This is a genomic window from Mesorhizobium sp. M0909, from assembly GCF_040319515.1.
Lineage (GTDB): Bacteria > Pseudomonadota > Alphaproteobacteria > Rhizobiales > Rhizobiaceae > Mesorhizobium.
In genome coordinates this window covers 1-12,170 of sequence record NZ_JAMYOA010000032.1, presented here as the reverse complement: position 1 = coordinate 12,170, position 12,170 = coordinate 1, and the positions used below count along the sequence as shown (strand labels likewise).

Genomic DNA, 12,170 nt, shown 5'->3' with positions numbered 1-12,170 from the left:
TCTTGAGGACAGGGACATCTGTTGTGCCGGCCATATAAGCCTCCTCTGCCGCAAATGAGTGCGTCGGCGGCAATCGCTTCATAGACCCGCACAGGCGCTTCGGGCGATCAACTGAAGGACTTGCCGCAGCCGCACTTCTCGCGCGCGTTGGGGTTATCGAAGACAAAGCCGGAAGATTCGAGCCCGGTGAGGAAGTCGACGGTCATGCCGGCAACATGCGGTTGGGAGCCCGCGTCCACGAACAGCTTGATCCCATCTGTCTCGGTGATCGCGTCGCCCTCGCGCGACACGCTCTCCAGGCCCATTAAGTATTTGAAGCCGGCGCAGCCGCCGGCCTGGACCATGATGCGAAAGCCTTCCGCCGGCTCTTGGGCGCGGGAAAGAGCAGTCTTGATGGCGGCAACAGCGTTGTCGGTGAGCGTAATCATGGCTCCATTCTCCTCAGTCCGGGACCTGCTTGCGCATCACGCTGCATGCACCGTGCCAAAGCGAAAACCGTTTCAACACAGCGCGGCATCTCTGACCCTGCGGTGGTTCTTGTGAGTCCATTGCTGCGAAGGTGTCGGCCAACCGACACGTACTGTCGGGTTTGTCGGGTCCGCCACGCGGGATTTGGGCCTGAGTTGTTGGCTGAAGTCACATTAAACCAATGACCATTACAGAAGACTCCTTCTGAGCTTGCTTCGGCGCAATTGGCACGGTTTTTGATGCTCCACTGGCGAGGCGGCAAGAGACTGCCGATCCACAATCGTCTCGTGGGTGCCCTCGCGATCGATGCGGCGAAGCAAGGGAGCAACATGTCAGGACTGGGTCAGACACGCTTTGTTTGGCGAAGCAGCGCCGCCCGTGGCATCCGAATGACCGATTGGCCGATTGCGACAACACCCACAATCGCTCACCACCGCCCGGTGGCCACCGACCGGCTCGATGAGATTCCATCGGCATGTGCCTGCTCGTGTCACTCGGGTCTCGCCGCTCCGATAGCACCCCCGGTTTTCGCGCGGGTGCGACGACGTGCGCGCGCTGTCCAGCGACACTTTGTTCACGGGCCAGCAGCAGATCAGGGTCGAGCATTACGGCGCGCCCGATCGGCTGAAGATTCACCGGCAGGGCAGCTGATCCTCACACGTAGGTGGAAGCAGGGGTAAGACATGGACCAGCGCGAGAAACCGTCGCCGGACGAAATCCGGCGGGCGTGCGAAGACAATCCGAAAATCCGGGAGCATGATCTCGCCGCTCGATTGGGCATTTCGGAAGCCGAATTGGTCGCGGCGCATTGTGGTCACGGCGCGGTGCGCATCGAGCCGCGCGTCGATGATCTGCTGACCGGCCTCGAAGCGGTCGGCGAGGTGATGGCGGTCACCCGCAACCAAAGTGCCGTGCACCAAAAGATCGGCGTCTACGACAAAGTGGTCACCGGCAACCCGCATGCCATGGTGCTCGGCGACGAGATCGACCTGCGCATCTTCCCGAAAGCGTGGGCGTATGGCTTCGCCGTCGAGAAGCGCGAGGGAGCCGAGATCCGCCGCAGCCTGCAATTCTTTGATGCCACCGGCGAGGCGATGCACAAAGTACATCTCAGGCCCGCCTCGAACCTGCACGCCTATCAGAATCTGGCGGCAGAGCTTGTATCCTCCGACCAGGAGCCGATCATATCGGTCGAGGCGAGCGGGGCGCTCGATAATGCAGTGAGTCCAGACCAAGCCGCCACGGTCGACGACCTACGCGAGCACTGGAGCCGGCTGAGCGACGTGCATCAGTTCTACCATATGTTGAAGACCCTGAAGCTCAGCCGCTGCCAGGCGATGCGTATGGCCGACGAGGATCACGCCTGGCTGCTCGACAATGATGCCGTTGGCGCCCTGTTCCAACAGGCGGCCGAAGACGAGATGCCGATCATGTGCTTTGTCGGCAATCGTGGTTGCATCCAGATCCATTCCGGCCCGATCAAGTCGGTCAAGCAGATCGGGCCGCGGATCAATGTGCTCGACGAGAACTTCCATCTCCATCTTAGGACTCATCATATCCGCGAGGTCTGGGCCGTGCGCAAGCCGACGAGGGACGGTCACGTCACGTCCGTTGAAGCCTATGGCGCCGACGGCAAGATGATCATCCAGTTCTTCGGCACGCGCAAGGAAGGCGAACGCGAGCGCAGCGACTGGCGGTTTCTGGCCGAGAGTCTGCCACGCGTTCCCGGTCCGACCGACCGGGATGTGTAGAGTGCCGACAGGCCCTCGGATTGAACCGGCCGCCATAGGACTCGGCACCACGTTCCGACAGCGGCTCGCGAGGAAATATAGGTCCATGTGCGATAGAGCTTGCCGTGTTAGCGCATACGCACGGTCAGGTGTGCACGCCGGAATTGACCGCATCGATACAGTCAGGCTCGTCGCCGGCCGGATCGCTGCGCACGAGTGCATCGCTCGTCTGACCGGAAATCCTTGCAGCGGCTACAACAACGCCATTGCCATCAGCGCCGAACCGAAGCGGAAGCGCGGCCGGGTCTTGTCGGACCGCACCCGAACCTTGCGCTGGATCGCGTCGTTGCTCAATCGGGGCCGTGCGAGCGATCTCCTCGCTCGTCGACCGGAAGGCTGTGCAGCAGCAGCCAAGCCGAACAGCCCGATGTCGCGGACTCGACAAAACCGACCACGGATGTCGGTTGTCGGACGTTGTCCTAAGAATGATGGACAGGTGATCATCAGCGGCGGGCCTAGTGCAGGCTGGCATTGCTTGGTGCAGCGCCATGGGTACGCCTATCCGGCACGCGACTTGCTTCGACAATTTGATCAGCAGGGCATCAGCAGTGCGTCACGGAGCTCAGAGGTGATTGACCAGCCTCTCAACCCTAACGGGGATAAGCGGCGGCTTTGCTTCATGACCGCAGCGCGGCGGAGATGCCCCTTCTGATCGACTTCGCAACCGATCTCATCCGCGCTGGTGCAGGTGGGCTGTATCAGGCGACAGAATCTAGAAGGCGCCCGACAAGACGTGCCCATGCTGGAAATCGACTTTATGAACAGCGGTGCAATCTCAATCGAGCCATGAACGCCAATGTAGAGAAAACAAAATGGCGACCAACCCCGTTCCAGATCATGTCCCGCCCGAAATGGTGAGGGACTTCAGCCTGTTTACATCGCCAGGGATGCCACCAACACCCAACGGGGATCCACACGCAGCTGTCGCTTGCGTACATGACGGGCCTCCGATCTTTTACTCCCGCTACAACACGCAAGATGGCCGGGGTACCTGGGTCATCACCCGTGCCGCGGACCAGCGGAAGGTGCTGCAGGACGCAGAGACTTTTTCCAGCCATCGCAGCATCTTCTCCTCCATACTGGGTGAAAACTGGCCGATGATCCCGCTTGAACTGGATCCGCCTGCCCATGGCGTTTTTCGCTCACTACTCAATCCGCTGCTTTCGCCAAAGCGGGTGATGGCTTTGGAACCGGCTGTCCGCGAACGTTCGGTCGAGCTGATCGAAAGGATCGCCGCGTCGGGCACAAGCTGCGACGCCATGAAGGATTTTGCATTTCCTTTCGCGGTGAGCATCTTCCTTCGCTTCTGGGGCTGCCGGATGACCGACTCGACACATTTGTCGGCTGGGGGAAAGATCTGCTACACGGTAACGATGTGAAACGCCCGGCGGCGGCCCGGACGATCGTGGCATTCATCGACGAACTTGCAGCCATGCGGCGCGAGGAGGCGGTTGACGATTTCATGACCTTTATCGTGCAGGCACAGGTCGAGGGCCGCCGGCTGACGGACACCCAAGTCCGCGGCATCGGCGTGCTTGTCTTCGTCGCTGGGCTCGACACGGTCGCAGCAGCTATAGGCTTTGACTTGGCCTACCTCGCGCGCAACCTCAAAGATCAGCAATTGCTGCGGAGCGAACCGGACCGGATCGTGCTCGCGGCCGAAGAATTGCTGCGCGTCTATCCGACCGTTCAGTTGATCCGCGTGGCAACGAAAGATATCGACTTCGAAGGCGCGCCGATCCGGAAGGGGGACTATGTTTCCTGCGCCACCATGATTGCCAATCGTGACCCGGCGGAATTCGAATGCCCCAACACGATCGATTTGGAGCGGGAGGACAACCGCCACGCCGCCTTTGGCTATGGTCCCCACCGTTGCCTTGGCTCACACCTTGCCCGGCGGGAGATTGTCATTGGCCTGGAGGAGTGGCTGGCGCGCATCCCGGCTTTCAGGATCAAGAAGGGTACGGCACCCATAACCTTTGGCGGCCATGTGTTCGGGATCGAAAATTTGATCCTGGACTGGTCCTAGGCCCGCCCCGAGCCGGGGCACAGACAATGGAGGCAGCGCCATGCGCATCATCGTCCAAAATGCCAAATGCCAGGGTCACGCGCGATGCGCGGCGCAAGCGCCGGACATCTTCAAGCTTGATGACGAGGGTTACATCCTGCCTGGTGACATTGAAGTTGCGGAAGGGGAGGAGCTGCGTGCATCGCAAGGCGCGCGATCCTGTCCTGAACGTGCGCTGGAACTCGACCGTACACCGGCTGCGCGGGTTGAATAGGACCCCATTCAAGTCAGCACCTCAAGGCCGGAGACGCCCTCCTGGGCAGTTACACCTTAGGATCAAAACCGCCCATCAGTCGCCTGGGGCTGGAGAGGGACAACCTATTGAGGTTCCGCAACTAGCTAAGTCATTGATGACGCTGAGCTTTTGATTTTTTGATTTGTTAATGGATTCAAAAGGTTAGACGTTGTACCGTGCGTTGCGCGGAAGTGCCGTGTGGTTCCGTAGAGTTGAGGGAATTGAGCGAACAGGCCACGATGCAGCCCGGGATGCACGACCGCCTCACGGCGGTTCGCGACCTGCTGGGTTATTCCGAGCGCCAGACATATTTCGAATTGGCCGACCTTTCCCGGCTTCCGACGCTTCCGTATGTCGTTAGGCAGGCCCTGAGCGCTATGAAAATCCACGGCGTTTTCGCGCTCGAAGACGGTTTTCGGCCAGCGTCGCTCAAGCCCATCGTGTATCTCGCCAGTGCCGAATCTCCGGACGAAGTGGCCCACCTGCGCCGAGCGGTATGGAGCCAGGGGGTCGTGCCGTTCCTATTGATCGTCTGTGCGGACGAAGTGCTTGTCTGCGGTGGTTTCCAACCACCCGAAATCGCCCCTATCAAGGTGCGGCTCAACGGAACGGTTGCGGAATTGCCCGCCGCCCTTTTGTACTACAGCGCCAACCGGATCGCGTCGTCGTTGACTTGGCGCGACCTTGATATTCATCGGGATTCTAGTGTCGACAATCAGCTGGTCGATGCCATTGAAGCGCTGAACGTACTGGCCCAGAAGAACTTTCCCGTCCTGGAAGGGCATCAGAACCTCATCAACGCGGTGATCGGCAAGTTCCTCTACACATACGTGCTGGCGGACCGGGGCATCCTTGCATCGGCTTGGCTTTCACGGAAGCTGGCCGGCAACGACACCCCGTCGCTCCCGCCCTTCGTCGAAGCGATCTTTTCCGAAAATCCAATGACGACGTTCACGGGGCGTGGTCCGCAAGCGATGCGTTGGCCGCTTTCGACATCGTCGACGGCGCTATCAACGGCAGTGTCTTCAAGATAGAAGACGATCAGCGTGACCTGGTGACGGATGGCCTTTGCCGGCTGATCCATCGGGTGGTGCGTTGCGGCGACACCATCACGGCCGACGGTATCCAACACAGCTTTTTCAACGTGTCCTTTTCGATCCTGCGCACGGAAACGATCTCGGCCATCTACGAACGCTTCATCAAAATCGAAGACATTAAGCAGAAGCGGGATGACGGTGTGTTCTATACCCCACCGCACCTGGTGGACCACGTACTGGATCGGGTGGAGGCGGTCGTCCCGATCACCTCCGACTCCGAATTAGTCGATCCCGCAGCCGGATCGGGGCTGTTCCTAGTCGGCGCGTTCCGGCGGCTGATGGAACGGTATACGCCTCGCGAGGGCTGGAAACCTCGGGATATCCGGCTGGCCAAGGCACTGTTGCTCAAGGGCATCCATGGCGTCGAGTTGCACGCACAGGCCGCGAACGTATGTCGCTTCAGCCTTTATCTGACCCTGCTGGATTATGTCGGCCAAGCGACGATCGACGAGCTTGTAGAGGCGGCCGGCGACGAAAAATTCCTCCCCGACCTTTCGGACAACGTCGTTTCCGAGAGCGCGTTCGCCACCAAGTTTCTCGGCCGCAAGTTCACCCACGTTGTCGGCAATCCGCCATGGTCGGCCTCGAGCGGCCAGAAGGATCGCACTAATCGGGATCAGGGGCGCGGCGAAGAAAGCGCTGGCGTCGCGGACTTCCGGACGGCATTGAGCCTTGCGAACGTGCCCGTCGGTCAAGCAAGGTTGTCGGATCTTTTCTTCTGGCTCGCGATATTCAAGTTCGCCGCCGACGAGGCGACTGTTGCCATGATCCTTCCGGCCCGGTCGGTCATTGGTCGGTTGGCAGGCCCGTTCGCGCACGCGATCGGAAGTCGGACAACGTTGCGCTGGATAGGCAGCCTGTTTCATCTTCGCAGGAAGCTGTTCCCGGGCGTGGAAGCCTCCGCATGCGTGGTCGTGGTCACGAACCGCCAGCCGAAAGCCGATGACAAGGTCGCGGTTTACCGCCCGCTTCTGTCCTCGCTGCCCGGTGGCAGAACGAACGAGGTTTGGAGCTTGCTAGCCTCGGATTCCGAGGTTCAATATCAGAGGGCAAAGGATTTCGGGGTAGGCAAAAGCGGGTGGTTCACCCAAGCTATCCTGAGTGACTTCGATCGCCGCATGCACGACGCCCTGACGGTTTGGTCCAATTTCAACGACAAGACCTTGGCGCATTTTTTAGAGAATTCGGGTCTTGCGATGGGAAAAGGTCGCAGCGGTCAGGATGCCGGTGTTTCACGCCGTCCGGTAGCTGAAGGATCGGAAAAGTCCGTTCAGATCATGGCTTTGACGCAAGCTCAGTTGCGGAAGGTGACACCGAAATTCAGGGGTTACTTCGCAGGCGAGGTCATTCTTGTGCCGCGCAGCATGGCCCAGGCGCTCTATTTCAGCGAACCGGTGCTCTATCCATCGACCTTCAACGTGATCGTGAGGAAAAGCCAGGTAGCGGCGATGGAAGCGGACGAGTTCGCCAAGAGCATACCATTTCCTGTCGGGTTCGAAGCGGCGTTCCGTGCCTTTATCGATTCCGTCGTAGTACGGTACTTCGCGTCGATATACGGCGCCAGTTACCTTATGGATAAGGCTCGCTTCGAGAAGAACGATCTATTGGCAATTCCTTGCCCGTTCACGGACTGGTCGGACGAGAAGTTCCTAGCATTGGGCAATTCGACTCAGGTCGATACGGATATCCTCGACGCCATGGATGCCGGCAAAGACTTCAAAGCTGCCTTTTCCGAATTCAAGGAGTTCCGGCAATATTTCGCCAACGCCCAGTGTCCGGTAGGCAGTCAAAGGAACGTTAGCGAAGCCACGCGCCGCAGCTATGTCGATCGCTTGCAGGCCGAGCTCCGGGCGGCGGTCGGCAGGAGCTTGCCCATGAGCGTCGACATTCAGGCACAAGACGGCGAGGTCTTCCCGATTAGTATCCGGTTCGGAATACGCGGCGAGGAGTCCGTTCAGCCTCCGATGGGTAACGGCTTCATCGGCAACGCAGTAGTGATCCCGACAGTGGACGGTGATGGAGCCTATATCTTCAAGACTTCTGCTAGGAGCGCGTGGACCATCGACCAGGCCGTTACCGATGCCGCAACGCTAAGGCGGTCTCTTCGGAGTTGGGTCCAGTGAGCCGCTCGACATTGGGCGCCGTACAGAACGCTGAGTGGGCGGAGTTTCTCGGCAATGCCATAGGGGGGCTTCATGTCGCTGCCGACGAACTGAAGCTCAGGCGGGCTAAGTATGAAGCGAAAAAAGACTGGTTCCGCAAGGGCAAGGCCGGGATTCCGCAAGAAGAGGCGGTGAGCCGTGCCTTGGCGGACCTTTTCGCCTATCGCCGCGCCCAGCAAGCACTCTCCGACCCCGCCAACGGCGACGTCGATCTCCGTCACATCTCGATAGCTTGCGAGACCCCGCGGCCCCTGGATCCCGGCATCAGCAAGCAAGCCAAGCCCACCGACTACACGATCATTTTGATGCGGGAGTCCGAACTCGATTTGCGCATCGAAGCCAAGACCGTACTCGATGAGCGCGAAATCAAGGCGGAATATCTCGGGCTGCGGGGGCTGAAACGGTTCGATGACGCCAGCAATCCCTACACGATTTCTTCGTATGGGGGCATGGTCGCCTATGTCGTCGATCACGACGCCCCGACCTGGAGCACGAAAATATCGACCGCAGTGCTCGCCGAAATCGGCCAGGACCGAGCCAGTTCCATAGAGCTGGGGGCTCGCAAGCATCACGTCTCCAAGCATAACATCCCGGTCGCGACGCGAGAAATGACCGGCAACATCGAAGTAAATGTCGTCCACTTCGTGTTGGAGGTCGAGGCTTCGCCTTCCCGTCGGACGTAAATGGCGGTCGGCGCAGCTTCAATCGCTGTTCCTATGGCCTCCGGCCGGAGCGCAGCGTTCACCTGTTCGCACAGTGAGGATGCAGCTTCAGCATTGCGCTGGCCTGCGTGCGCTCAGCAGCTGCAAGAGCTCGGTTGGGTTGGAGAATTCACGAAGACACTCCCTTTCGTCACTTGTGAGGGCTTCAGACGGATGCCGCAATATCTGACCGGTATCGATGGCAGGGCCTGGATCGGCTGCTCCCGCTGTCTCAAAGTCTGCTCGCGCGAGGTCATGCATCATTACTGCGTCGGTGATGCGGGTGAAATCCTCAGCGTCTGCGACGGCGAGGATACGATTTCGGTGGCGAGCTCAATCGCGTGGTGATGGCCGTCGACATACCGGCCTTTGCATTGGCTGCGGAGCCTGGCGTCCGCGTCTGCCCGACCCATGTTGCGGCCGGCCAGGTCGCTGCATGACTTGATAGGACAAACCAGGAGAACGGCACCATGTTTGCCCAGCACTATGCCCGGCTCAGCGCCGGCCAATGGCCCCAGATCGAGCTGGAGAGGAGGTTCGACCAGCATGTGCTTGCCTGTGTGCTTTCACGTGCGCTCAAGGAAATCGAGGCCGGCGAGGCGACGGCGACGGAGGCAACCGGCCTTTCGCGCGCCGAGCTGCGCGATGTCCTGGCCCGCAGTTTCCCTGCTATTTCTCTCAACGCGTTTGCCTTGGAAGAGGTGAGCGAGCCCGAGCCGGAGCTGGAGGAAGAACTTCTGCGCGGACTGCTGCTGGCGCATGCCCGGCCGGGCGACCCGGCGAGCGCCCGCTTCGCCAAGATCATCGCCCGGCGTGCCATGCGCAATGACCATCTCTGGCAGGACCTTGGCCTTTTTAATCGTACCGAGCTCGGCCGCATGCTCGCCTCGCATTTTCCGACGCTGGCGGCCGGCAACACCCAAAACATGAAATGGAAGAAGTACTTTTACCGCAAGCTCTGCGAGGCCGAAGGTTTTTCGCTGTGCAGAGCGCCCAGTTGCCGGGAATGCAATGATTTCGAAAACTGCTTCGGCCCGGAGGAAGGCGAAAGCCGCCTCACACGGATCAAGAACGGCATCGCCTTGGATTAAGAGCCGCTTTCGTCAGTCTTACAAGCGCCAGGGCTCGCGCCGCGCCATATGTCTCTTGTCGAATGGCGAACTGACGCCTTCGAGGATGCTGTGCCTGCTGTCCGATTGCTCGCGATGCTCGCTTCGGCGGGCGCCGTCATCATGGCGGTGCAGGACCCGACCCGCACCATCGCCGCCGAGCAACTGGTGTTCTCCGGGCCGTTGCTGCTTGCCTGCCTGGCCGGGCTCTATTCGGAGCGGGCCGGCGTCTTCGACACCGGGATCGAGGGCAAGATGCTGGCCGGCGCCTTTGCGGCGCCTCGGCGGCCGCGGTTACAGATTCGGCCCGGCTCGGCGTGGGCGCCGCCGTAGCTACCGCCGTGAATTTTCGACGATCTAATCGACGGGATGGTCAAGATGATGGGAAGTCACGCGGGTTTCACAAGTCCGGTCAATATCGGCAACCCAGCGAATTCACCATGCTGGAGCTTGCGGAACAGGTGCTCAAGATCGTCGGCGGGTCATCAAAGCTTGCTTTCCTGACGCTTCCGGGGGATGACCCGAAGCTGCGCCGGCCCGATATAAATCTCGCCGCGGCTGCATTGGGCTGGGCGCAGGCGTGCGGCTTGAAGACGGTCTGAAAGAGACGGTCGCCTACTTTAGGAAAGTGCTGGCATGAGAATCGCACTCCCGCTCACTTTTTTACGGCGTAACAGCCGGCGCGCGAAAAGAGATAAAGCTCAAGCACGTAGCGGCCGACCCGCGGAGGAATCCTGTTCGGTACGCCCCGCTCGAAGCACTTGTCGCTTTTTCGGCCAGCGCACGCACTTGGTAGGCAATTCGACAATGAGACAATCTGATGAATATCGCGATGATCGGCACCGGCTATGTCGGCCTTTTTCGGGAGCCTGTTTTGCCGAGTTCGGCTTCAAGACCTGCGTCCAAGAACCCCGACCTCGTCGCGTGATTGAAATCCGGCGTGATCCCTATTTGCGAGCCGGGGCTCGACGATCTGGTCGAACGCAATGTGCGCGAGGGGCGGCTGTCCTTTACCACCGACTTGGCGGGGACGGTGCCTGTTGTCGACGTCATCTTCATTGCGGTCGGCACACCGTCCAGGCGCGGTGACGGCGAGGCCGATCTGCAATATATCTTCGCCGCCGGGGACGAGATCGCCGCGGCGATGAAGCCCGGCACGGTCGTCGTCATCAAGTCGACGGTGGTGGTGGGCACCAATGCGGCGGTGCGCGACCATATCCGCACGGCAAGAACCGGCGTTCCCTTCTCGGTGGTGTCGAACCCGGAATTCCTGCGCGAGGGCTCGGCGGTGGAAGATTTCATGCGGCCGGACCGGATAGTAGTGGGAGCGGAGGACGAGCTCGGGCGCGAGATCATGCGCCGCATTTACCAGCCACTTCACCTGCGTGGGACGCCGATGATCACGACCTCGCTCGAAAACGCGGAGATCAGCAAATATGCAGCCAACGCCTTCCTCGCCATGAAGGTGATCTTCATCAACCAAGTGGCGGATCTGTGAGAGACGGTGGGCGGCAATGTTCAGGAGGTGGCGCACGCGATCGGCATGGACAAGCGCATCGGCCCGAAATTCCTGCATGCCGGGCCTGGCTTCGGCGGCTCATGCTTTCCGAAGGACACGCGCGCCTTCGCCGCCACGGGCCGGCGCTGGGACGCGCCACAGGGGCTAATCGAACAAGTCGTGGCCATCAACGAGGCGCGCAAGCATGCGATGGCGCCGCGTGTGGTCAAGGCGGCGCAGGAGGGGGGGCTCCACGGTCGCCGTGCTCGGCATGGCTTTCGAGCCCAATACGAACGATATCCGCGAGGCGCCGGCGCTCGACATCATCGCGGTCCTTCAGGAAGCTGGGCTGACGGTCAGAGCGCACGACCCGGCGGCGATGAAACTGCGGCGAAGGTACTTTCGAGGGTCGATTGGTACCATTCGGCCTATGACGCGGTGCGGGGCGCCGGTGTGACTGTGCTCATCACTGAATGGAATGGCTACCGGGCGCTCGACCTGAAGAAAGTCTCTGAACTTATGGGCGGCAACATATTCATCGACTTGCGCAATGTCTTTGCTGCAAGCGATGTCGAGGGCTCCGGCCTTGTCTATCAATCGGTCGGGCGCAGCCCAACACGAGATATGATCAGAGAGAGGCGGCTGAGATACGCGTGGGAACCGTCGCCTTAACTGGATATGAAGCTCGGTTGATTTTCACGAGAACTTCTGTGGTTGCCTTCCATGATACAAGAGGTTCCGAGTACGTGTGCAGCTGATCGAGTGCGTTCTTTTGTAAGATCTTTGAAGCGGCATTTCTGAAGCCGCTGGCCGGTATGTGATCTGCGGATTCGGTCCAAATCTGAGTTTCGGACGAACCACGCTCCGCCTTGTCCGATTTCCAACAATGTCGGATACGCTGCGTAGTAGAGTCAGCTCTATCAGCTTGGTTAACCGTTTTCTTGTTTGGCACGGAAAATGCGGGGTCATCCGCAAACGCGTCACGGACTGAGGAAACATCGTCCCATGCTTACGCTCACCGAAAATACCGACGCTCCGGATC

Annotated in this window: 10 protein-coding genes and 3 pseudogenes; 12 read left to right on the top strand and 1 reads right to left on the bottom strand. The window is 60.1% G+C overall.

The annotated features are described in order from the left end of the window. Nucleotides 1–107: 107 nt before the first annotated feature. Nucleotides 108–428 carry a HesB/IscA family protein gene (locus tag NKH83_RS29615; RefSeq protein WP_352506805.1) on the bottom strand — a complete coding sequence of 107 codons (321 nt, stop codon included), beginning with the start codon at nt 426–428 and terminating at the stop codon, nt 108–110. A gap of 723 nt (nt 429–1,151) precedes the next feature. Between NKH83_RS29615 and NKH83_RS29610 the strand changes: the two genes are divergently transcribed. The 12 genes and pseudogenes from NKH83_RS29610 (at nt 1,152) to NKH83_RS29550 (ending at nt 11,800) form a co-directional block, all read left to right on the top strand. Further along, nucleotides 1,152–2,219 carry a hemin-degrading factor gene (locus NKH83_RS29610; RefSeq protein WP_352808554.1) on the top strand — a complete coding sequence of 356 codons (1,068 nt, stop codon included), beginning with the start codon at nt 1,152–1,154 and terminating at the stop codon, nt 2,217–2,219. 851 nt (nt 2,220–3,070) lie between these two features. Next, nucleotides 3,071–4,287: pseudogene (locus tag NKH83_RS29605) on the top strand (cytochrome P450). A gap of 40 nt (nt 4,288–4,327) precedes the next feature. Then, the gene (locus NKH83_RS29600; RefSeq protein WP_352808551.1) at nt 4,328–4,540 is read left to right on the top strand and encodes a ferredoxin; all 213 of its coding nucleotides are present in this window, start codon (nt 4,328–4,330) and stop codon (nt 4,538–4,540) included. 242 nt (nt 4,541–4,782) lie between these two features. Next, nucleotides 4,783–5,595 carry a hypothetical protein gene (locus tag NKH83_RS29595; protein WP_352808550.1) on the top strand — a complete coding sequence of 271 codons (813 nt, stop codon included), beginning with the start codon at nt 4,783–4,785 and terminating at the stop codon, nt 5,593–5,595. Next, entirely contained in the window at nt 5,541–7,781 is a 2,241-nt protein-coding gene (locus tag NKH83_RS29590; protein ID WP_352808548.1) for an N-6 DNA methylase, read from the top strand. Before NKH83_RS29595 ends, NKH83_RS29590 begins: the two co-directional genes overlap by 55 nt. Beyond that, nucleotides 7,778–8,503 (top strand): hypothetical protein, encoded by a 726-nt coding sequence (locus NKH83_RS29585; protein WP_352808546.1) that lies wholly within the window; start codon nt 7,778–7,780, stop codon nt 8,501–8,503. The genes NKH83_RS29590 and NKH83_RS29585 overlap by 4 nt, the downstream gene beginning before the upstream one ends. Nucleotides 8,504–8,695: 192 nt before the next feature. Then, nucleotides 8,696–8,961: pseudogene (locus tag NKH83_RS29580) on the top strand (ferredoxin family protein). 30 nt (nt 8,962–8,991) lie between these two features. Next, entirely contained in the window at nt 8,992–9,612 is a 621-nt protein-coding gene (locus tag NKH83_RS29575) for a nitrogen fixation protein NifQ (protein ID WP_352808545.1), read from the top strand. Between the two features lie 141 nt (nt 9,613–9,753). Beyond that, nucleotides 9,754–9,980: pseudogene (locus tag NKH83_RS29570) on the top strand (hypothetical protein); the annotation flags it as partial. A 90-nt stretch (nt 9,981–10,070) separates the two neighbouring features. Beyond that, the gene (locus NKH83_RS29565) at nt 10,071–10,232 is read left to right on the top strand and encodes a hypothetical protein (protein WP_352808584.1); all 162 of its coding nucleotides are present in this window, start codon (nt 10,071–10,073) and stop codon (nt 10,230–10,232) included. Between the two features lie 338 nt (nt 10,233–10,570). After that, nucleotides 10,571–11,128 carry a hypothetical protein gene (locus NKH83_RS29560; RefSeq protein WP_352808542.1) on the top strand — a complete coding sequence of 186 codons (558 nt, stop codon included), beginning with the start codon at nt 10,571–10,573 and terminating at the stop codon, nt 11,126–11,128. Nucleotides 11,129–11,134: 6 nt separating this feature from the next. Beyond that, nucleotides 11,135–11,800 (top strand): UDP binding domain-containing protein, encoded by a 666-nt coding sequence (locus tag NKH83_RS29550; RefSeq protein WP_502895643.1) that lies wholly within the window; start codon nt 11,135–11,137, stop codon nt 11,798–11,800. The last annotated feature ends 370 nt before the right edge of the window (nt 11,801–12,170 follow it).